This window comes from Thermonema rossianum DSM 10300 (assembly GCF_000426825.1).
In the GTDB taxonomy this organism is placed as follows: domain Bacteria; phylum Bacteroidota; class Bacteroidia; order Cytophagales; family Thermonemataceae; genus Thermonema; species Thermonema rossianum.
Genome location: NZ_AUGC01000001.1, coordinates 458,870 through 480,225, shown reverse-complemented (window position 1 = coordinate 480,225; position 21,356 = coordinate 458,870). Strand labels below are relative to the sequence as shown.

Here is a 21,356-nt window from a genome sequence, read left to right as displayed (position 1 = left end):
GCCGCAAAGCGGCTGTTATGACTCTTTTTCTTGCGTTGAATTTAGGGTATTGTTCCCTTCAATTTCTTTTTCTGCAAGCTTGTAGGCACTCACCACCCCAAAACCCACGCTGGCATGACGCCCCAAACCTATGTAGTGCGGAAGGAAGACATTTGAGCTGAATATCAGGTCAAATGTATGGTAGGCTTGCTTTTTATAGTATCGTTTTTTGGTTCGTTCTATGTGTTGTATTTCTACCTGCACAGCCTCATCGACCGCCCACTGCACGCCCTTGGCAAAGCTTAGTATGTTGCCGGTGAGCATGCGCTCGAGCAGACGGAAGCGGGTGGCATCGTCTGTGGCGGCGTGGTAGTCATCGTGGTTGTTGCGGTTGAGCCCCACCCAACGCGAGAGACGGTAAGTATATTGCTTTTCCGGCTCTATGCGTAAGTGGTGATAGCGCATCTGCACGCGTGCTATCTTTAGCGGCAGGCGGTAGCCGTTCAGGTTGACTTCTTCGGGCTGGCGGTCCAGAAAATGCACGAAGTCTTCGATGCCGTGCTCGAGGCATACCATAGCCACCTGCCCCTTTATTGTTTTGTATTGAATGAGCGGATAACGGTAAACAAAACGGTTCTCATCCAAATGATGGTGGAATAGCACCCGGTCGCGCACATGGGAAGCAAGCGCCGCACGAAACTCACGCAACTTGCCGAAGGGTACCTCCCCTTCAAAAAATATTTTACTGACTCTCAGGTTTTTCATAAAATAAAGGTCAAAGAGATATGTAGTAATGCATTGATTTTAGAAAGATTTTTTTAAAAAACAAAAAATATGGAAATAATTTTGAACAGCTACGGTTGCCTGCTCACGGCTAAACAAGGGCAGTTTGTGGTAGAAAATACCGAAGGCAAGCAAGCCATCCCGCCCGAAGGCATACGGCAGATAGTGCTTATGCGGGGCACGACCATCAGCAGCGAAGCCGCCCGGCTGGCTGTAGAGCACGATATAGACATTGTTTTTTGCGATGCACACGGCATGCCCATAGCACGCCTATGGAACGTGAAATTCGGTAGCATCTCCACCATCAGACAAAAGCAAATCAGTTTTGCTTTCAGCCCACTTGCCGTAGAATGGATAAAGGACGTCATTACACAAAAGATTAAAAACCAACAAAACTTGTTACAGGCACTTTGCCACGGCACCCCCGCTTTGCAGCGCGAGCTGCAGGCTGCTTTGCGCAAAAGCAACGACTACCTGAACAAAATAGCCCAACTGCAAGCCCTGTGTGTCAGCGATATAGCTCCGGCACTACGCGGCTGGGAAGGGGCAGCAACCAAAGCCTATTTCAAAGTGCTGTCGCTTTTGTTGCCCGAAACGTACCGCTTTGAGAGCCGCAGTCAGCACCCTGCCAAGGACCGCTTCAATGCTGTGCTCAACTACGCCTACGGCATGTTATACGGCAAAATAGAGTCTGCACTCATACGCGCCGGCTTGGACCCTTATGTGGGCGTATTTCATAGAGAAAACTACAATCGCCCGGTGCTGGTGTTCGACGTCATCGAGTTGTTTCGTGTGTGGGCCGACTATGTGTGTCTGTATCTTTGCCGCCAACAGGCCTTCATCGATGAGTGTTTCTTGAAGAAAGAAGACGGCAGCTTCTGGCTGGAAGACTTGGGCAGAAGAATTGTGATTCAGAGCATGAATGACTATCTTGAAGAAGTGATTGAGTGGGAAGGGCTGAGCCGCAGCCGCTCACAACACTTGCTCTTATATGCCCGGCGGCTGGCGCAGTATCTTCTCGACGCAGACCTGTGAGCGTATGTCGAAGCCTGTATTATGGAAAGCCGATGCACAAGCAGCATGGCAGGCGATTCCTTTAGCCCAACTAAGCCATGCGCTTTTGCATCCGCGTAGCGAGTGGCTGCAAGCCATGCGCCCCTTTCAGGAAGGGCAGGTGTTGAGTTATGCCCAAAAAACCAATATGCAGGCTGCCCTGCCTTGGTGGATGCCTGCTCTCTTTCACCCTGCCCAACCCAAAAAAGAACACTACCTACTGCAACACTATGTGGTAACGATGCTTCGCCCTGCCGAAGACACCGACCGGCTGTGGTTATATGAAGCCATTCGGGCAAGCCGGCAGCCACCGGTGCTGCTCTATGCCTATCCACCTGCCCATTATTTGGCACTGGTGTTCCGTTTGGCTTCGCCCATTTCCAATGCCGGGCAAGCTGCCCTCTTGAGCTATGTGCTTGCTTGCGAAACAGCCCGTTCCATAGAACAAGACGAAAGCATTTGTCTGCCGCCGCTTCCACCCTACCTGCCCTTGCCCTTGATGCCGGGCATGCCCATCCATTATGATGAACAAGCCCCCGCCATATTGCCCGAATACTATTTGCAAGGCATCGACCGGCAGGTTGTAGAGCTCGTGCAGCGTTTGAACCGGCATGAATACAAGAGGCAGGCGGTGCCCCCCTCCAAAACCACTGTCCGGCACATCAAGCAGCGCTTGGGCTTGCCGGTGCGCGGGCAACGCAAAAAACGCACCCATATCATGAAACCGCTGCGCAAGGTGCTTCCGTTCATAGAAGAAGAGCTGCGGCAACATGGCATTGAAATAGAAAGCACAGCCGGCATACGCTACGGCATGAAAATCAAAGTACGTGCCGGGCAGCAGCGCCACGCAGCTTTAAATGTGTATTACAGCAATTATGGCTACAGTGTGCTGGGCTCACCACAAAGCAGCCAAAACGAAGGGCTGATGACCGAAGCACGTCGTATCATTGAAGGCATTATTGAGTATTTGAATTACCTCAAACAGTTGGAAGATGAACAATAATGACAAAGACAAAGAACAGGACGAGCGCCCCCCTTCTTTGTCTGAGCTGATAGAGCAACTGCGGCAGTCCGGGCTTTCGGTTTCGCCCTACGACAGCGAAGCAGACGAAGAAGCACCCTTGCCCGAAAGTCTCGACCAACGCCTTGAAAAGATATTTGACTTTCTTCAAAAACCCACCAAAATATTTAGTATGCTGTTCGTGGTGATGTATGACATACAAGACAACCGCATACGCACTGCCATTGCCCGCTATCTCATAGAACACGGAATGGTGCGCATTCAGAAATCGGTGTATTTGGGCAATCTGCCTCCGCAGACTTACAAGCAAATAAGCGAAGATCTGCAGGCGGTCAATGAAATGTATGAAAACCAAGACAGCATATTGGTGCTTCCGCTTAGCCGTGACGAGCTACGCAGCATGAAAATCATAGGCAAGGAGTTGCAAATAGACCTCATGCTGGGCAACAACAACACTTTCTTTTTTTAGGACACAAGACGCCCCTATGGCAGTAGCCCGGCGCGATGTTATTCTTCCTGTAAGCGCTGCAAGTTTTGAAGTACAAACACCCCTTTTCCTTGTATGCCCAGCTTGCCACGCCAGCCGGCAGCCTTCAGGCGTTTTACGAGTGCCTGTGCCACCAGATGGTCATCAAGAGTGCTCGTGTCCAACCCTTCTATGATAAGCTCGCTCAACAGCATGCCATAATCACGTACCCACAAACGGGCTTGAATGTGCTGCGCCTTCATGAAGGCTAAAAAGTCTTTGAGCAGTTGAAAATTACCTTCGAGCTTCACCTGCCCTTTTGCCTGCCCCGGCGGCAGCAGTTCTATTTCACTTATTAAAATTACTCTTTTGCCTTGCTTCATTTTCAACGACAGCCGGGCTGAACAAGCGGCATTTTCCAGGCGCTCTGCCAGAAACAACAATTGGCGGGCTTCTTCCTCCAAGCCTTGAGGCAGCCACTCTTCTGCTTCCGGAGGGACAGAAAGGTCGTTTATCTGCCACATGGAACTATACTTCCGGAGCGTGCAATGCAAGCGGGCTGCTTCCATGCGGAAAAGAAAATCCCTAATACGCTTTGCAGAGTCGGGCAGCTTTACGTTTACGGGCTCTTGCCTGTCTTCCAATATTTTCACATTGGTTAGGTTGAACCTCCTATCTGAAACACGCCTTATATGGGCACTCACATGTACCTTTTCAAGCAATTGTTGCATCATGTAGTACGTGATGATTCTGCTTGAAATATAGGATTCAGTCTTCACGTAGTGGAAAGTAAAGGGCTTGACCTGCATATGGTCATAGTCTATTTCTCTGAGTTGGTAATACGAACCCATATATTCGCGCCGATACACGAGCAGCCCTTTGGCGCCCGCTGCATCCAGGCGCTTTGCCAAAACAACAAGTGTTTGCCTTCTTTGGAACCAAGCAGAGTCGTCCATCTGCCAATGCAGCGTATCTTTGTCTTTCAAAGACACCCGCGTCAGTTCCAGCTCTTGCCCGGAGCGTTTTGTTACACTTGCCTCTATCCCTACCTTTTTCAGACGTTCGTACAGCTCCAGCTCCACAAGTATGTGCCGCTCCAGCAAGACATTCTTTGTAACTTGTTGCACAGGCAAATCCGGCATATTGAACCGGTAAGTTCTCGAATCTACAACATCGATATTCAATGGAATCTGCATTTGCTCCATCCGCTGCAATGCCTCAAAGATATTGCTTATCTTTTCACCCGGGATTAAAGCCGCCGGACTCTGAGGCAGCTCCTGTGTTTCCTGTACCGTCAATTTTACTACAATTCTGATGCTCCTTAACAACCTAAGCGTTCCCGGTATGCCGGTTGCTTGCAGGTGTTTCAGGAAGGCATACAAGCGCCGGATTTTTTTGCCCGGATTCAGGTAGCGCCATGCCATGTCTTTGACCACATCGTAAGTAGTGGGTTCAAAACCCCGTTTTAGCTCAATTTCGTAAGAATACAGGCTCTGTCTTTTTACTTTTACCGGCACTTTTTGCTGCTCCAATCGCTCCAGAAGGCTTAATAAGTTTTGCACATGCGGGTGTAACTGCAGCTTGCTTTTAGGATAATCCGGCACTTTTTCATACCCATCTCCATAATAATTTTCGACCTCCTTGTAAGTATAAGGCAAGCAACGCACATCCTCCAAGGCAAAGCCTCTTGTCCGGAGAGAAACTTTTGCTTCAATACCGATTTCACGCAGGCGGTTAAAAAGGTAGTATTCGCTATGCAGATTGGGCGCAAGCTCCACATACTCGCCATACTGCCCCGGTAGCTTTTCATTGCTTGGCATAAGCCATAATGTTTTTCTACTGCTTTTCACTTTGGCACTCCCCGCCAAACGATTTTGCAGCTCTTGTATCAAATCATCTTGTGGTGTGGTATATGAGCGTGTCATGAAAACGTTTTTTTGGTGGTGCTTCTCTTGAAGTTCTTTCAATTTAAAAAAACAAGGGTTCCACTACAAGGAAACGACAAGCTTGTTTTTCGGGGCACTTGCTTGCTTTTTCCTTGTAGCTTTTTTAGCTTCAAGTACATATTTACTTACCTTCCACCGCAACATTTAAGCGCAGCGCTATGGCACACTGGCTTTTACCGGCAGGCACCCGGCTCGACAAACAGCACCCTCATTATTATGGCATTGATTTAGGCACCACCCATACACTGGTTGCCCGCATCGATGGCAAGCAAGCCATGCACGATGCAGCTAAGTTTCATATTGACTTTGTCCGCTTTCGTCAATATTCGCCCCTGCCACTCGATGCCCCTGTCGAAGACATCTACCTCACTTCTGCTTTGGCACTCGACGAACAGCTGCGCCCCTATGTAGGGCGGAAGGTGTATCAGCTCAAAGGCAGCCCCGGTTTTGAGCGTTATCGCAACTTATTTTATCATTTCAAGCTGGACTTGGGCATCAGCGCGTCCGTTTTTTACTATCAGCGGGCTGCCCACCCGGACTACAACCACCCGGCCAAGATTGCCGGTAAAATATTGAATTACTGCCGGAAACAAATCATGCAGAGCGATGTACCATGGACGCAGGTGGTCATAACCGTGCCGGCTTCGTTTCAGCATGCCCAACGCAACGACGTGCTTGCCGCAGCGCAATATGCCCAAATCATAACCGAAGGCAAACGCCTGCTTGCCGATGAGCCCAATGCCGCTTTGGTGGGTTATTTGAACGAAATGGAACCTGCCCTGCGCCAAGAACTCATCGCCCAAGAAAGTCGCTGGCTTATCATTGACTTTGGGGGCGGCACCTGCGACCTCTCGGTATTGGAAGTACGCCACAGCCCCCACGATGGCTTACTCATACGCAACGTAGCCATTTCGCGCTATCAAGATGTAGGGGGGCAGGACCTCGACCGCCTGCTGGTGGAAAAATACGTGCTCGATCAAATGCCGGTGCCCGCTTCGCCTACCGGTGCGCACCTGCTCGTTGAGCGCCTCTGCGCACTGATGGAAAAGCTTAAAATACGTCTTTCGCAACGCCTGACCGCCACGGCACCGGCTGACGACCGGGCTTCGGTGCTGCCCTGCCTCGACGAACAACAGGAACAACTGCAAGATATTGAACTAAACACCGGCGAAGCAGTTACTTTGAGCCTGACGCTTTCGGCGCGTCAGCTGCGCGAAGCCACCGAACTGCTGTTTACACATGAGCCTTACCATTTTTCCACCATTGAAAAAGAATTGCACACCGTGCCCCTCATGGTAAATGACATTTTAGACAAGGCATCCATGACCAAAGCCCAAATTACGCATGTGTTGCTTGCCGGTGGCAGCGTGCAAAACCCCTATTTCGTGGAAGGCGTGCGGCGCCTGTTTCCCAAAAGTCAAGTGATACTGCCACCCACGCCCGACCTGCTGGTAGCCAAAGGGGCTGCGGTGCTTTCTTTCTTCCGTCATGCCATAGGGCGTGAGCTCATACGCCCGGTGCTTTCCGACACAATCGGTGTGCTCACCCGCGAAGGCTTTTACCCTATTGCTGCGCAAGGCACCCCGCTGCCTTTAGAAGCACGCGTGGGGGGCTTTCGCCTGCAGTCCAATCTGCAATCGACCATAGACATCCCCCTGTGCCTGCACGATGCCTCACACCCCATTGGCAACATACATCTGCGGTTCGACAGCCCCCCCTCACTCCAGTCACACATTGAACTGCATACGGTCGTCAATGAAGAAAAAATCATAGAAGTCAGCCTTTACATCGACGGCAACTTTCGCAAAAAAATCAGCGTGGAAGGGCAACGGCATCAAGGCAGTGCCGACGCGCCCTTGCTCGAAGACCTGCAGCAAGCCATCAAGCAAGGCAAAACAGCCGAGCAAAGGCGCATTCTCAAAGAGCTCATGCGCCAATACTTCGATACCGGCAACTACCAACGCTTGGCAGAAGTGGCCGAACATTATTGTGAACTATTCGACGGCACCGACCCCAGTGTGCTCAATTATCTTTACATTGCCTATTGGCACAGAAACTACTTCGATAAAGCCGAACACTTTCTCAAAGAAGCCATCCGCTATGCTCCCAATGCCGAATACCTGCACCACAACCATTCGCTGGTGATAGAGCGCCGGCAAGGTGCCGAAGCAGCTCTGCATTATCTGGAAAACTTACCCGAAACACTGCGCCAAGGACCTTCGTTGCGTATGCGGCGGGCTTTGCTGTTGCACCGGCTCAAAGGCAACGAAGCAGCCCGCCCGCTCATGCAACAACTTGTAGAAGAAGTAAAGAGTGGTAAAATAAAAGTGGGAGGAGGTGCCGACCTTTCGAAAATGCAAAAAATTGCAAAAATTGTAGGTGAAAATCTGAATCTGTCCACCGAATCCGGTGAACAGGGCGCAAAAAATATTGAAGAGAACAACCTGCTGCATGCACCTTCGTTGCCAAGAAAGCACTCAACCTAATTTCCAAAAGACATGATAGATTGGCTGATTCCGTTCGATAGTTTAAATGCTACGCAAAAAAGCATCGTTACCTGCACCCCCTACGAGCAAAACATATACATCGAGGGACCACCGGGCAGTGGCAAAACGCTGGTAGCGCTGCACCGTGTCAACGTGCTGGTAAAAAAATCTTCTTTACGCCCGGCTGTCATCATGTACAACCATTCGCTCTATGGCTTTCTGCTCAAATCGTTCGAAGCCATGGGGCTTAAAAACAATGTTATTATCCATACCAAAGACAAGTTTATCTGGAGCATAGCCCGCAGTCAGGGTATACACTACAGCCGTGGCTACCACGAAGACTACGAAGCCGTTTACAACAGTCTTTTGCGTAGCATACACCTCGACCGCGTCCCTTATATTGCCGACATCATTGTGTTGGATGAAATTCAGGACTTTCGCCAGCGTGAATGGGAAATTCTGTCACGATGTGGCAAGTATTTCATCGTATTGGGCGATTTCGACCAACGCATTTATGACGGCGACATTAGCCGGGAAACGTTTGTAGGCAGCCGCGCGCCCGAAACGCTCAACAATGCTGCCGACAGTGAGTTTGTGCCGGGCGCAGAAGAAAAGCAACAGGCATACACCGGCGAATCTGGCGGACATACAAGGTTCCGCATGGCGCCCTCACAAGCACATGCTACGTCTTCGGGCGTTTGGCAAAGGTTAAAGCTCAACAACCCCCATACCATATCGCTGTTGTTGAACGGCGATTTAGCCAACGATTTTGTGGTAAAAGAAGCGGGCTTGGCTGTGAGTGGCAATTATGCCATCGACTGCGACCCGGCTTTTGCCGTGGGCACCCGCCTGCGCATCAAGATGAACAACCTCATGCGTATGTACTGGGAAGTAATGCCGGATGCATAGCCTGTCATTTGAATGAACCGTAAACGAACATGTCGTTATGCCAACACCACCCAAAGATTTCCGCTATTTTCGCCTGAATAAAGTCTATCGCTTCGGGCGCAGTATTGCCCAAACAGCCATGCGCTTTTCGGTAAGTGGCTATGACCTGGAGAGCATGGTCGATCGCAGCTCTGACCAAAAGCCATTTATCATCGATACCGGAAGCCAAAGCGAAACATTCGAGCGTATCCGCGACATACTGAACATCAACTTGCAGAAACGCCAGCGTATTGCCATTGCTGCCCCTGAACGCCGGCTGTTGGAAGGGCTACACTATTATTTAGGTCCTACGCGCACCTTCTTCTCCACCAAAAACACATCGCTGCGCACCTATAATTTCGAAGATGAAAGAAGAGCATTGCTCATTACCACCCACTCACTCAAAGGCTTAGAGTTCGAAACACTCATTGTGTTTGGTTTCAATCAAAGCCTTACGTCTGTGCAGCGCATGCGCGCGGAACAACGCCTCATGCAAAACGTATTTGTAGCCTTGACCCGTGCCAACGAAAACCTGTATCTCATACGGGAACCTGATTGCATCCCCGAATTGCGCGATATAGAAGGTTATACACTCAGCACCGAAGCTTCGCCCGATGAGTTCGACTTCTAAACAACAATGACCATGACAACAAGCAAGAAAACAACAGCCAAAAAAACAAAGGTAAATACAAGCATTACCCTAAGTACCCAAGAGCTTTACAACTTTTTGAACAACAAGCTCTGGATCGTATCCGACGAGCGTCTTCAAAACACTCCTCCCGAAGCCATTCATAAAATAAAGCTGCAAAGTAAGTTTGTTTACCAAATGGACAACAGTATTTTCTTAATACCACTCAGCAGCGTGCTCTCATTTACGGTAAAAGGCGAAGCCATAGCCGACACTTTGCAGCATATTTTTGGCATTCCGGCCGGCATGATTGACGCTTCGAAAGGCAAAGCCTCCAAAAAAGGGGCTCCGGAAGAAATGCCCCCTGTTTCTTTTCAGGAAGAAAGCAGCCGCCCCTTGCAGCAGTTCCGGCGTTTCAGACGTGCCTTGCTTTATGCTTTTGTGTGGCATTACAAACACGCTGAACTGAAAAAGCAAGACTCAGAGCAATACCTCCAAGAACTTTTCCGGCGCTTGGATGCCGAACATTTGACCCAAATGCCTTTGCTCAACTCACTGGCTACCCTTTTGGCACAAGCCCCTCACCCACCTGCTACTTTTAGCGGCAACTCGCTTGAAGCCAGCTCAGTGCATGTACAGCGCTGGTATTGGTTTGCGCAGTTTCTGCGTGACCAGCTCTTCAATGAAGAAGGCAAGATGGATGAAGCGCATCGTCAGTGGTATTTGCAATTCAAAAGCACGCCCTATCGTATAGAGAAAGACGACATTCCACCGCTTTTTACGCCCTTGTACAAAATCATTCTGGGCTATTTGCTGTTTTTACGTATCTATGATGCTGCCTCGCCCCAAGACGAACGCCGTATTTTTGAACAAGAGCTCCGCCAAGCTTACAGGCGCCTGCCCTACAACGAACTGGAACAAATTTACTTATACGCCCTGTTGTTCAAAGGCTTTTTTGTGCGCCAAGCCGATAACTACTTCATCGCTTCGAGTGGGCGGCACGTGTTTGCCTATCTGGAATATCAAGCTTTGTTGCTGGCACAGCTTACCACACAAGATAAAAGAAAGCAGAAGGCACTTCTTTCAACTGCCATCAAAGAGCTGCTCCAGGCACAACAGGAAGAAAACCTTGCCACTCACTTGCTGGCTTATTATGAAGGGCTAAACCCTTTACTAAAAAAACGGGGGGCCACCTGGCTCAACGAGCTATGGCATACCCTCAATAAAGACAAAGCATGGGAAAACTTAACGGCAGAAGAACGGCAACAGGTGCTTGCTGCGCTCAATCAAAGTTTGCGTAAGCAAAAGCAGGTGCTACTGATACGAAACAATGCTTTAAGCTGGTTTTTCCGGCATTGCTATATAGCTGTGGCATGGAAAAGCCTGCAGGAAAACAGCCTGCTGTTTTACACTCTCCCTCCCAAGAAGTGGCCTATCCCCGAAAGAACCGTAAACTTGCTGCATTTTACAAAAGAGGAAACAAACGATGCCAGCCTTTATGGCGACGTGCAGCTCTCTCACCCTCAAACTGCGGGCATCTACAGCACAAAGGCAGGCATAGAACAACTGCAAAACTTAGAGCTGTTTCATCCCAAACGCCTGCAAGCACTGAGCAGCCTGCTGCCCCAAGCCAAAGTATTGTTCATTGCCATTGACAACTACCTGCTGAGTCACATTGGGCAGCTATGGCTGGCACATTGGATAGAAGATGTCAAGCCTGAAAAAGTGATTTGCATCAATTTGACCACGGCAAGTCCATGGCAACAGCAAGCAAGCCTTTTTGATACTCCCTCACCGGATACTTCCCAAAGTACTCCGAAACAAAAAAAGAAAGGCAGCACCGGTAAACAGGCACCGCTTACTTCTCTGCCGAGCACACCCGCGCCTTTTGCAGATGAAGACGAAAAGAAACTGCAAAAAGAGATGATTTTGCGCCGGCAACTTCAAAAGCTCCATGGAAAGGAAGTACTGCTTTATCATCTCAATCTGTCGGAAGAGAACTACGAGCTGATTCGTTTGCTTCGCCCATTGCTGAAAAAATACCGGTGGTATGAAAGTGCTCTTATCTACATGGGACACCAGCAGCCTATTCCTTTTAAACTGGCTGACGGTCTGCTACGTGCACAATCGGATTTAATTGTTTACGACGAACAAATGCGGTATATGTTCTATAACCTGTAAGCGCCTTGCAAAAGCGTTTGGCTTGCCGGCACTCTGCTCAGCTCTGTAAGACACCGTAAGCTTATAGAGCTGAGTCTTTTTCTGCTGTTTTTCTTGCCCCGTTCACTTTCAACCACCTTTTTTCATCTCGCCCTTTCCTTTGTCACCTCGATTCCCTCTTTGTCATTTCGAGCGCAAGCGAGAAATCTCTTTTTGGAAAGAAAAGCTTGGCTTGACGAGGCGTCTCACTTCGTTCGACACAACAAAAAAATAAATTTGGTTTAATGAGCTCGAGATTTCTCACCTCACTGCGTTCGGTTCGAAATGACATGCTTCGCTGCGCTCGTTCGAAATGCCAAGTCGCGTGAGGTACGAGATGACAGGCTACATCCATGCTGCGCTCGAATAGCAAGCTGTGTCCGCCAGTGTAAGAAGGTCGCCTTCTGCCGGCTTCCGGATACAAACGAAGTCTCAGTAGTAATCCCGGAAACGCACAAACTCGAAACGGATTTCTTTGCGATTGTCAGCCAGCTGCTGCACCATACGGCGGCTGGTAGCCACCACACAACGTATGCCGGCGGCCTCGAGGCGTTTCGCCAGCTGGTAGCAAAAGGTAAATTCACCGGCAAGGTGGACTGCCGATGGCTGCCGCTGTACAAGCTGCCGTGCTGTTTCTTCCGCCAAGCGGCTCACTTCCTCTATACTCCAGTGCGGCGGAATTTCCGGGAAAGGCATATCTTCCACTTCGCCAAATTCCTTGATGGCGGCTTGTTTTTGCGCTTCGCCCCAACCTGCAAAAGGATGGTTGCTCAGGTTAATTAAATACTTTTTAGACGCTTGCTCATTCATAAACAGACGTTTGTTTTCTTATTAAGAACTAAAAAAACAAGGGCAGGGCATGCTACTTGCCTCTGCCCTCGATACACCCGTTTAGCAAAGTCGCTTGACCAAATCTTTTAAGTTGTCGAACTCAGGCAGGAGCTCATCCAATTCGTCCATACTCTTTTGTAAGCTGTCTGCCAACCGTGAGTTTTCCAACCCTTCCGGTAAATTCATCAGTTTCTCTTCTTCTTCATCATACAATTCTTGAATAATGCTTTCACAATGGGAAAGCAAATCCACTACTTTTTTCAGCCTCCTTCTTCCGTCTCTATTCATAATATATGCAGTTTTGTTTTTGTTATTTATATCTGCTTTTTATCAATAATTTACTTTTAGCTTTGTACATCCACGAGCAAAAACTGCTTGGCACCCTCTAACAGAGCCTTAAAGTTGTCGCGTATTTTGCTATCTTTTGCAGGATTTTCGCGCATGCCGGCGTGTTGTACGTCATTGCGCAGCGTCGCTAATTTTTCAACAAAGAACCGGACCAAGTCCTCGTTTTGTAGTTCATCCCATTCAAGCATTTCTTTCACCAGCTCCGGACGGCTCACCTTCCACTTCCCTTCCGGAATATTATTGTGTTGTATGCTGAATGCACTCGACAAGATGGTTCGCAATTCTTTGTCTTTATAGTCTTTTTCATGCGCCGCCAATATGACTGACAGCAGGTGTTCGCACAAGATGTTGATTCCAATGGCATACCACTCATACCGCAAGCACCAATCCAACACGACCCACGCATTGTTTAAGCTGTTTTCCTGCAAACCGTCAATCAGTTTTTTGAGCTCTTCGAGCAAGGGGCGCAAAGGGGGCAATACGCCCTGATTGCTAACGACTTGAGCCAATGCTTTTTTGGCTTTGTCTGCCCCTTTCATGGCATAAACCTCCTGCAAACGCACGAAACGCACCGTGGCAAAGGCTTTTTCTATGAATTTATTCACCTCACGTAGAGCGGCAGCATCCGGGTCTTTGCCTTTGGTTCGTGCCAATACAGGCCTGATTTCGTTTTCGGTAAGCGCCACCAACAGCTCCGGATTGCCATACTGCATCAAGACACGCACCGCTGTTGCCCACTCTTGCAAGGCATTCAACACCAGCAAATCAATCATCTCTGCCTTTCGCTCTTCCTCTTTCATCTGCCTCACATTGTTTGGCGCCCCCAGTGCTTCAAAGGCACCATAGTAAATGCCTTCTATTGCTACGTTTTGCAAAGATTTCAGGTAGTTGAGCGAAGTAATGGAAAGCAAAGGCAAGGAACGGAAGGCATGGGTCACATCCATGATGATGCGGGCTCCGGGTTCCACCGCTTGGATAAAGGCTTCAAAAATACCCAGCAGCTGATCGCGGCTAAAGCCATCGGGCACATCCACTTCTTTTATCTTCGATTCGTCATATCCCATATTTTGCAGGCGTTCTTTCAGCTTGCCTTCTCCTTCCCAATTTCTGCTGCGCGCCATGCCGGTCAAGAAAATCACGATTTTATCGACTTCATTTGCTTTGGCTTCCAACACTGCCTCTTGGGTATATTTCACCAAGGAAGAACAGAACTCCGCTTCACTGCCCTTGTTGAACACATAATGGCAGGGCACATAATCGCTCGTGCCCAAAAAAGAGAGGAAGTACAAAGGGGTTTGTATTTTTCCGGGTGCCTTCATCTTTTTTAATTGTTTTTAGTTGGTACTCAAAGATGAAAGAAAATAATAAAGCCTCCCTGTTCTTACAAGCTTGCAAACGGCAAAAAATCAGCTAAAGCAAAAAAACGGCAGCCGGTGAAGGCTGCCGTTTCCGGAAATATCAAAAGGTTCACGGGCACTAATTCAACAACTCATAAATGCCGGCAACCCCTTGCCCACCGCCCACACAGGCAGTAACCATACCATATTTTTGTTTGCGGCGACGCATCTCGTTCAAGAGCTGCACGGTCAATTTGGCGCCGGTGCAACCCAAGGGGTGTCCCAAAGCAATGGCACCACCATTGACGTTCACAATGTCGGGGTTCAGGTCCAATGCCCGGATAACAGCCAAAGACTGAGCGGCAAAGGCTTCGTTCAGCTCTATTTGCTCAATATCGCTTAGCTTCAGTCCTGCTTTTTCCAATGCTTTGGGTACGGCAGCCACCGGACCAATCCCCATGATGCGGGGCTCTACGCCTGCGGCGGCATACGACACCATGCGCGCAATGGGTTTCAAGCCCAGCTCATTCACCATCTTTTCAGACATTACCAGCACAAAAGCAGCACCATCAGATGTTTGCGAAGAGTTGCCGGCCGTCACACATCCATCGGCAGCAAACACGGGGCGCAGCTTTGCCAAAGCTTCCAGATTGGTGTCTTTGCGCGGTCCTTCGTCGGTATCTACCACCCAGCTGCGTTTTTGTTTTTTGCCGTTCTCGTCCACAAAGGTCTCTTCTACCTCTACGGGCACGATTTCATCTTTGAATAAACCGTTTTCAATGGCTTTTATCGCTTTTTGGTGCGATTCATAAGAGAAACGGTCTTGGTCTTCGCGCGAAATGTTGTAGTCTTTGGCTACTTGCTCGGCGGTTAGCCCCATGCTCAAATAGTAGTCGGCATGCGCCGAAGCCACTTCATAGTTCAAGGCAGTTTTCCAGCCCATCATAGGCACCAAAGACATAGACTCTGCCCCGCCGGCCACGATGCAGTCGGCTTGTCCGGAATGGATGCGCTGGGCTGCCAGTGCAATAGCTTCCAGGCCGGAACCACAGTAGCGGTTCAATACGAAGCCGGGCACATCAATAGGCAAGGACAAGAGCGAAATCATACGCCCCATTTGCATGCCTTGTTCGGCTTCGGGGATAGCACACCCTACAATCACATCGTCGATGCGCTTGGGGTCGAGGGCAGGCACCGAGCCTACCAAGTGTTTGATGACCTTGGCTGCCAGGTCATCGGGGCGCATGAAGCGGAACCCGCCTTTTTTGGCTTTACCTACAGCGGTACGATAGCCTGCTACAATATATGCGTTCATAATTGTTTGCTTTTTGGTTTTGAAAACTTTTAAAAATAAGTCTTTGTAAAAGGTGCGGCCATGTGGTACCGGCTCCACACCGCCGCCCTACGGGTATCGGTTTAGTTGCGTATGGGTCTGCCGGTAGTCAACACTGCCTGAATACGCTCCAGTGTCTTCTTCTCACCACACAACGACAAGAAAGCTTCACGCTCCAGGTCGAGCAGGTACTGCTCCGATACCAACTGCGGGCTCGACAGGTCGCCACCGCAAAGCACATATCCCAGCTTATCTACCACTTTTTTGTCGTGGTCAGAGATGTAGTGCCCACGCCACATGCCATGCAAGCCGGCTTTAATCAGAGCCAAGCCGGTGCGTCCTTGCACCTTAATATCTTTGCGGCGGATAGGCTGTACATAACCGCGGTCTGCCAGCTCTATCACCTTGGCTTTGGCATCGCCTATCAGATGCGCACGGCTGGTGGTGATGGCATCCGAGGGGCGCAAATAGCCCAGGTCGTAAGCTTCTACTGCCGAAGTAGATACCTTCGCCATGGCTATGTTCATCAGGGTATTTTGCAAGCGGTTCAGTTCCACATCGCCTTCTTGCAGAGAATCAGACAAGCGCAGCGCCATTTCTTTGGTGCCTCCGCCGGCAGGAATCAAGCCGACGCCCACTTCTACCAAGCCCATGTAGGTCTCGGCATGTGCTTGCACGTGGTCAGCATGCAAGTTCAGCTCGCAGCCGCCGCCCAAAGTCAAGCCAAAGGGGGTGCTTACTACCGGTATGGCCGAATAGCGCAGACGCATCATGGTATTTTGGAACTGGGCAATCATCATATTGATTTCGTCCCAGTCTTGCTCCACGGCATACATGAACAACATAGCCAGGTTGGCACCTGCCGAGAAGTTGTCGCCACGGGCAGTAATCACCAAGCCACGGGCTTCTTTTTCGGCACGCTCCACGGCATAATTCAACCCTTGAATGATTTCGGCACCGATGGCATTCATCTTGGTGTGCATCTCCAGGCAATACACCCCATCGCCAATATCGTAGAGCGTGGTGCCCGGGTTGTTCCAAATGATATTGCTGCTGTAGTTTTCGAGAATAATGAAGTTCTCGGTACCCGGAATCGGCTGGTAAGACTTGCTGTTGACGTCGTAATAAAGCTTGCGACCACCTTCTACTTTATAGAATGAGGTGAAGCCTGCTGCCAGCATGTCTTTTACCCACTGGGCTACCGTCAGTCCTTGCGCTTCGATGAGCTTCACGCCTTCCTCTACTCCTATGGCATCCCAAGTGGCAAAGGGACCCATCTTCCACCCGAAGCCGGCACAAACGGCATCGTCTATTTTGTAAAGCTCGTCGGCAATTTCGGGAATACGATGCGACACATAGGCAAACAAGCTGGCGAAAGTTTTGCGGTAGAACTCGCCGGCTTTGTCTTTACCATTCACCAATACTTTGAAGCGCTTGGCGAGGTCGTCGATAGCTTTGGTGGCATCCAAGGTTTCGAACTTCACTTTTTCTTGCGGACGGTAGTCCAAGGTAGCAAAGTCGAGCGCTAAGATTTCTTTTCCTTTGTCTGTTTTTACTTTCTTATAGAAGCCTTGTCCGCTCTTTTCGCCCAGCCATCCTTTTTCTTGCAAAGCCTTCAGCACTTTGGGCAGCTTGAAGGACTCGCGGCGCTCGTCGTGCGGCACAGCCTCATACAAGTTGCTGGCTACCAAAATCATAGTATCCAAGCCCACAACATCCAACGTACGGAAAGTAGCCGACTTGGGGCGTCCCAACACCGGACCTGTCAGCTTATCTACTTCTTCTACCTTCAAGCCCATTTCTTCAATAATATGCAGGGCATCCATAATGGCGAACACACCCACACGGTTGGCAATGAAGGCAGGCGTATCTTTACACAACACGGTGGTTTTGCCCAAGAAGCGGCGACCGTAGTCCATCAGGAACTCCACTACTTCCGGCTTGGTACGGTCGGTAGGAATGATTTCCAAGAGGGGCAAATAGCGCGGCGGGTTGAAGAAGTGCGTGCCGCAGAAGTGCGCTGCAAAGTCATCGCTGCGCCCTTCCAACATCAGGTGGATAGGAATACCCGAAGTGTTTGAAGTCACCAAGGTGCCGGGCTTGCGGTATTTTTCTACCTGCTCGAACACCTTTTTCTTAATGTCCAAGCGCTCTACCACTACTTCTATCACCCAGTCGCAATCGGCAATTTTTGCCATATCGTCTTCCATATTGCCCAAGGTGATGCGCTCGGCATATTTTTTTGCATACAAGGGGGCAGGTTTCGATTGTACCGCTTTTTGGAAGAGCTCGGTTACCTGGCGGTTGCGCACCACTTTGTCTTGCAGGGTCAAGCCCTTTGCCTTCTCGGCTTCGGTTAATTCACGGGGTACAATATCCAGCAACAATACTTCTACTCCTATATTCGCGAAATGGCAAGCGATGCCACTGCCCATCACTCCGGCGCCCAATACGGCTACCTTACGAATGCGGCGGCGCTCAGAAGGGCGCAGCCAAGTGGCTTGTTTGCTTTTTTCTAAGGCTGTTTCCATAGTTTTATTTTGTTTTTGTGAAAAGACAAGTTGAAATTTTTTTATGATGATTGAATCGAAAATTCATCGACGACCTGCATAACGGTACGAATCACTTCAAAGAAAACCTGCAGCTTTTCGGCAGGCACGCGTTCCCGTACCGCAAAATTGAACTGACGCACCACACGGCGGGCTACCTCTTTCTTCTCCCGCCCTTTGGGTGTCAAACATATGCGCACATAACGGCGATCCACTTCGTCTTGCTTACGCATAATCAAACCGTCCTCTTCCATTTTTTTGAGTGTGCGCGTAATGCTACGGGCTTCCAAACCGAACAGCGGCGCTATTTTGGTGGCAGGCGTTCCCTCCTCTTCGTCTATGTTCAGCAATATGTAGCCTATAGAGGTGGTAATGCCGTATTTCACCGCCTCGGCATTATACATGCGTGCTATGGCATGCCATGCCGTCTTGATGTTGTAGTCGATGGTTTCTTCCCGGGGTAATTTCACCTTTGTATCAATCATAGCCCAAATTTAATAAATTATTATGCTTGCATACTAAATTTTATCCCAAAAAATATCAGAATAAGTATAGGACATAGGCAAACTTACACAAATTTTATTGTTTATAACCCTCTGAATAACGATGGAAAGTACTTAAAAAACAGTATTGTGCTTTGTGTTGCATCCATGATACTTTCATGGCATCTGCGGGGCTTTAAGAGTCAAAGGGCTCAACAAAAAAGCATCTTTTACAGGACATCAAGGGGCAGATAACAGGATTTTGCTAAATTTACCACACCAACCTTTGGTTCATGTCTTACAATTAAAATTCACGTTCTTATGAAAGTAACAGTTATAGGTGCCGGAAACGTAGGTGCTACCTGCGCCGACGTATTGGCTTACCGCGAAATCGCCAACGAGGTAGTACTTCTGGACATTAAAGAAGGGGTAGCCGAAGGCAAAGCCCTGGATATCTGGCAAAAAGCGCCTATTACCCTCTACGACACCCGCACCATAGGTGTAACCAATGACTATAGCCGTACTGCCAATTCAGATGTGGTAGTCATCACTTCGGGCATGCCGCGCAAGCCGGGCATGAGCCGCGATGACCTCATCGAGGTGAACGCCAAGATTGTAAGCAGCGTTACCGAGAATGTCATTAAGCATTCGCCCAACGCCATCATCATTGTGGTATCGAACCCGCTGGATGTCATGACCTATGCGGCTCATGTAACCTCTAAATTCCCCCGCACACGTGTAATTGGCATGGCCGGCATTCTTGACACCGCCCGCTACCGTGCTTTCCTGGCCGATGCCCTGAACTGCTCGCCCAAAGACATCCAAGCGTTGCTGATGGGTGGACATGGCGATACCATGGTGCCCCTGCCTCGCTACACTACCGTAGCCGGTATTCCCGTTACCGAATTGCTCGACAAAGAGACCATCGACGCCATCGTGCAACGCACCATCCATGGCGGTGGCGAATTGGTGAAACTCATGGGCACTTCGGCATGGTATGCCCCGGGTGCTGCGGCTGCTCAGATGGTAGAAGCCATTGCCCGCGACCAACGCCGTATTTTCCCCTGCTGCGTGAAGCTGGAAGGCGAGTATGGCATCGACAACTGCTATTTGGGTGTACCTGTGATGCTGGGTAAAAACGGCGTAGAAAAAATCATCGAAGTAAGCCTCAACGAAGAAGAGAAAAAACTGCTCGACATTTCGCGCCAGAAAGTATCAGAAGTAATGGCTGTGTATGACCGCATTGCCGGTGTCAAGCAGTAATGCTTAAGCACGCCTTGATTGAAAGAAGGGGTACCGTGCACGGTACCCCCTTTTTGTGTAACTACTCTTTACTTTATGCTTTTTATCCTTTTTTATTTCCTGCCCCATTGTATCGCTCTGCAAAAAAGGCTTGCAGACGTTTATGCAACTCGTTGGGGTCGGTTTCGTATTGTGGCGCCAAGCTGCCTTGCCCCGGGGCTTCTTCGATATGAATGGTTTGCGTGGGGAAGGCAAAGCGTACGCCCAATTTCGCTGCCAGGCGCAGCATGTCCAAAATCAACTCGTGACGTGCCCGCAGCTCATTGCCCCAATCGGGCACTTTAAAGAATACATAGAAAAGGATTTCAATGGCGCTGCTGCTCAGGTCATTGACATACACATGAAAATAATCTTTGCGCGTATCGGGATGGGCCGTTACCAGGTCGCGCAGGCCTTGCACATAGGCTTCCAGCAGCTCGGGCGGTGTGTCATAAGTAACACTCAAACGAATCACAAAACGGCGGTAAATACGTGCCCCCATGTTATCAATAACCATGTCTGCCAGTTTACCATTGGGCACGGTAATCAACGAGTTGTAAAAAGTGCGAATACGGGTAGAACGGAAGCCTACCTCTTCCACCGTGCCGTCTATTTTGTCGGCTACAATCCAATCGCCAATTTGGAAGGGTTTATCCACAAAGATGGTAAATGAGCCAAACAGGTTTTTGATGGTGTCTTGGGCAGCCAATGCCACAGCCAAACCACTGATGGAAAGCCCGGTGAGCACCGCCGCTATATTGAAGCGCAGCACATTCATGATAGCCACCCCAATGGCCACCCACACCAGCACTTTCAAAGTGCGCTCTACCAAAGGCACCAGTTGATCATCCAGCTTCGATTCGGTTTTGTCTGCAAAACGGCGCATGTAGATGCTCAGAAAATCGACCGCCCGGATGAGTATAAAGCCAACAAAGACGGCAATGGATATGCGCACGCCCAGGATTAAAAACTTGCTCAATCCAATGGGCAGCTGCAGAACCGGGATAAGCAGTTTCAACAAATGAAAGACCAAAAAAAGGCTTGCCGGACGTGCCGTAGGCAGCAACAACTGTTGTGCAAGTGTTTTTTTGCGCCAGCGGATAATCAGGCGCAAAAGCACTTTTCGTATGATGAAAACAAAGATTTTGTGCAGGACAAAAGCCAAAACAAGCAATAAAGCCAGTCCCAACCACTGCCAGTAGCTCAATCCTAAAAAGCGGCTGCCTGCCTGCCGGGGCATCAACACAAGCAAGCGGTCTATGCCAAAAGGATAGGTTTCGCGATGCAGTTGGGGTATTTTCTTTACGGTCTTGGCAGAATACAACCACTTCTTGCCCTTCTTTATCACATACACGTCGGGCAGCTCTTCGGGAAAGGGCACATAGCGGTGCTCCCCTGTCAGCGAATCGGCGTAGTTCGGATCATTGGGAATAGCCTCTAAATCGACATACAAACCGCGGCCGTCATAAATCTGAATAAGCTGAATTGCCAAGCGGCGTTTTTGCTCGGGCGACAAGCCGGCGGCATCGAGCGTCTGCGCCGCTTTGTCCGGGTCGTAATTATCGGGCTGCAGATACTCGAGATGGGTGCGTATGGTTTCAAACGGGCTAAAAAGGCGGAGACTGTCTTCCTGTGCCTGTGCGCCCTTATATCCGCTAAGGATAATGACCGCAAGAAGGACAAGAAGGCGAAATGGTTTTTTCATTG

The 21,356-nt window shown here is 49.6% G+C and carries 17 protein-coding genes; 8 read left to right on the top strand and 9 right to left on the bottom strand.

Annotation, left to right across the window (positions count from 1 at the left end; translation table 11 throughout):
• Positions 1-15: 15 nt before the first annotated feature.
• Positions 16-744, bottom strand: a complete 729-nt coding sequence (locus K384_RS13210; RefSeq protein ID WP_051633030.1) for a CRISPR-associated endonuclease Cas6 — start codon at positions 742-744, stop codon at positions 16-18.
• 69 nt (positions 745-813) lie between these two features.
• Here K384_RS13210 and cas1 point away from each other — a divergent pair, with 69 nt between their 5' ends.
• Genes cas1 through cas2 form a run of 3 tightly spaced genes read left to right on the top strand, consistent with a single transcriptional unit; the run spans position 814 to position 3,305 of the window.
• Complete coding sequence (gene cas1, locus K384_RS02285; RefSeq protein WP_038028875.1) at positions 814-1,797, top strand: CRISPR-associated endonuclease Cas1; 984 nt, start codon at positions 814-816, stop codon at positions 1,795-1,797.
• 4 nt (positions 1,798-1,801) lie between these two features.
• Positions 1,802-2,818 carry a hypothetical protein gene (locus tag K384_RS02280; protein ID WP_038028874.1) on the top strand — a complete coding sequence of 339 codons (1,017 nt, stop codon included), beginning with the start codon at positions 1,802-1,804 and terminating at the stop codon, positions 2,816-2,818.
• A complete protein-coding gene (gene cas2, locus K384_RS02275; RefSeq protein ID WP_051633029.1) occupies positions 2,808-3,305 on the top strand; it encodes a CRISPR-associated endonuclease Cas2 in 498 nt (165 codons plus the stop codon). Before K384_RS02280 ends, cas2 begins: the two co-directional genes overlap by 11 nt.
• Positions 3,306-3,343: 38 nt before the next feature.
• Here the strand turns inward: cas2 and K384_RS02270 are convergent, their stop codons facing one another.
• Positions 3,344-5,227: a hypothetical protein gene (locus K384_RS02270; RefSeq protein ID WP_038028873.1), complete on the bottom strand. Its 1,884-nt coding sequence runs from the start codon at positions 5,225-5,227 to the stop codon at positions 3,344-3,346.
• A gap of 179 nt (positions 5,228-5,406) precedes the next feature.
• On the opposite strand from K384_RS02270, the gene K384_RS02265 reads away from it, so the two are divergent.
• The 4 genes from K384_RS02265 to K384_RS02250 are packed head-to-tail and all read left to right on the top strand — an operon-like array spanning position 5,407 to position 11,470.
• Positions 5,407-7,734 carry an Hsp70 family protein gene (locus K384_RS02265; RefSeq protein WP_038028872.1) on the top strand — a complete coding sequence of 776 codons (2,328 nt, stop codon included), beginning with the start codon at positions 5,407-5,409 and terminating at the stop codon, positions 7,732-7,734.
• A 12-nt stretch (positions 7,735-7,746) separates the two neighbouring features.
• A complete protein-coding gene (locus K384_RS02260) occupies positions 7,747-8,643 on the top strand; it encodes an AAA family ATPase (RefSeq protein WP_038028871.1) in 897 nt (298 codons plus the stop codon).
• 37 nt (positions 8,644-8,680) lie between these two features.
• Positions 8,681-9,292, top strand: coding sequence for a 3'-5' exonuclease (locus tag K384_RS02255; RefSeq protein ID WP_038028870.1), 612 nt, complete (start codon positions 8,681-8,683; stop codon positions 9,290-9,292).
• A 12-nt stretch (positions 9,293-9,304) separates the two neighbouring features.
• The gene (locus tag K384_RS02250; RefSeq protein ID WP_038028869.1) at positions 9,305-11,470 is read left to right on the top strand and encodes a hypothetical protein; all 2,166 of its coding nucleotides are present in this window, start codon (positions 9,305-9,307) and stop codon (positions 11,468-11,470) included.
• A 450-nt stretch (positions 11,471-11,920) separates the two neighbouring features.
• Here K384_RS02250 and K384_RS02245 read toward each other — a convergent pair whose 3' ends face one another.
• The 6 genes from K384_RS02245 to K384_RS02220 form a co-directional block, all read right to left on the bottom strand.
• Positions 11,921-12,298: a hypothetical protein gene (locus tag K384_RS02245; RefSeq protein ID WP_038028867.1), complete on the bottom strand. Its 378-nt coding sequence runs from the start codon at positions 12,296-12,298 to the stop codon at positions 11,921-11,923.
• An 81-nt stretch (positions 12,299-12,379) separates the two neighbouring features.
• Positions 12,380-12,607 carry a hypothetical protein gene (locus K384_RS02240; protein ID WP_038028865.1) on the bottom strand — a complete coding sequence of 76 codons (228 nt, stop codon included), beginning with the start codon at positions 12,605-12,607 and terminating at the stop codon, positions 12,380-12,382.
• A 56-nt stretch (positions 12,608-12,663) separates the two neighbouring features.
• Entirely contained in the window at positions 12,664-13,986 is a 1,323-nt protein-coding gene (locus tag K384_RS02235; protein ID WP_038028863.1) for a TM1812 family CRISPR-associated protein, read from the bottom strand.
• A 157-nt stretch (positions 13,987-14,143) separates the two neighbouring features.
• Entirely contained in the window at positions 14,144-15,319 is a 1,176-nt protein-coding gene (locus K384_RS02230; RefSeq protein ID WP_211245209.1) for an acetyl-CoA C-acyltransferase, read from the bottom strand.
• A gap of 101 nt (positions 15,320-15,420) precedes the next feature.
• Positions 15,421-17,868 carry a 3-hydroxyacyl-CoA dehydrogenase/enoyl-CoA hydratase family protein gene (locus tag K384_RS02225; RefSeq protein ID WP_051633028.1) on the bottom strand — a complete coding sequence of 816 codons (2,448 nt, stop codon included), beginning with the start codon at positions 17,866-17,868 and terminating at the stop codon, positions 15,421-15,423.
• 41 nt (positions 17,869-17,909) lie between these two features.
• Positions 17,910-18,371, bottom strand: coding sequence for a MarR family winged helix-turn-helix transcriptional regulator (locus tag K384_RS02220; RefSeq protein WP_038028861.1), 462 nt, complete (start codon positions 18,369-18,371; stop codon positions 17,910-17,912).
• Positions 18,372-18,689: 318 nt separating this feature from the next.
• Here K384_RS02220 and mdh point away from each other — a divergent pair, with 318 nt between their 5' ends.
• Positions 18,690-19,631, top strand: coding sequence for a malate dehydrogenase (gene mdh / locus K384_RS02215; protein ID WP_038028859.1), 942 nt, complete (start codon positions 18,690-18,692; stop codon positions 19,629-19,631).
• A gap of 82 nt (positions 19,632-19,713) precedes the next feature.
• Here mdh and K384_RS02210 read toward each other — a convergent pair whose 3' ends face one another.
• Complete coding sequence (locus K384_RS02210; RefSeq protein WP_071837411.1) at positions 19,714-21,354, bottom strand: mechanosensitive ion channel family protein; 1,641 nt, start codon at positions 21,352-21,354, stop codon at positions 19,714-19,716.
• Positions 21,355-21,356 lie beyond the last annotated feature (2 nt).

Coding starts and splice junctions, on each gene's coding strand:
- K384_RS13210 (WP_051633030.1), bottom strand. CDS start 744: ATGAAAAACCTGAGAGTCAGTAAAATATTTTTTGAAGGGGAGGTACCC.
- cas1 (WP_038028875.1), top strand. CDS start 814: ATGGAAATAATTTTGAACAGCTACGGTTGCCTGCTCACGGCTAAACAA.
- K384_RS02280 (WP_038028874.1), top strand. CDS start 1,802: ATGTCGAAGCCTGTATTATGGAAAGCCGATGCACAAGCAGCATGGCAG.
- cas2 (WP_051633029.1), top strand. CDS start 2,808: ATGAACAATAATGACAAAGACAAAGAACAGGACGAGCGCCCCCCTTCT.
- K384_RS02270 (WP_038028873.1), bottom strand. CDS start 5,227: ATGACACGCTCATATACCACACCACAAGATGATTTGATACAAGAGCTG.
- K384_RS02265 (WP_038028872.1), top strand. CDS start 5,407: ATGGCACACTGGCTTTTACCGGCAGGCACCCGGCTCGACAAACAGCAC.
- K384_RS02260 (WP_038028871.1), top strand. CDS start 7,747: ATGATAGATTGGCTGATTCCGTTCGATAGTTTAAATGCTACGCAAAAA.
- K384_RS02255 (WP_038028870.1), top strand. CDS start 8,681: ATGCCAACACCACCCAAAGATTTCCGCTATTTTCGCCTGAATAAAGTC.
- K384_RS02250 (WP_038028869.1), top strand. CDS start 9,305: ATGACAACAAGCAAGAAAACAACAGCCAAAAAAACAAAGGTAAATACA.
- K384_RS02245 (WP_038028867.1), bottom strand. CDS start 12,298: ATGAATGAGCAAGCGTCTAAAAAGTATTTAATTAACCTGAGCAACCAT.
- K384_RS02240 (WP_038028865.1), bottom strand. CDS start 12,607: ATGAATAGAGACGGAAGAAGGAGGCTGAAAAAAGTAGTGGATTTGCTT.
- K384_RS02235 (WP_038028863.1), bottom strand. CDS start 13,986: ATGAAGGCACCCGGAAAAATACAAACCCCTTTGTACTTCCTCTCTTTT.
- K384_RS02230 (WP_211245209.1), bottom strand. CDS start 15,319: ATGAACGCATATATTGTAGCAGGCTATCGTACCGCTGTAGGTAAAGCC.
- K384_RS02225 (WP_051633028.1), bottom strand. CDS start 17,868: ATGGAAACAGCCTTAGAAAAAAGCAAACAAGCCACTTGGCTGCGCCCT.
- K384_RS02220 (WP_038028861.1), bottom strand. CDS start 18,371: ATGATTGATACAAAGGTGAAATTACCCCGGGAAGAAACCATCGACTAC.
- mdh (WP_038028859.1), top strand. CDS start 18,690: ATGAAAGTAACAGTTATAGGTGCCGGAAACGTAGGTGCTACCTGCGCC.
- K384_RS02210 (WP_071837411.1), bottom strand. CDS start 21,354: ATGAAAAAACCATTTCGCCTTCTTGTCCTTCTTGCGGTCATTATCCTT.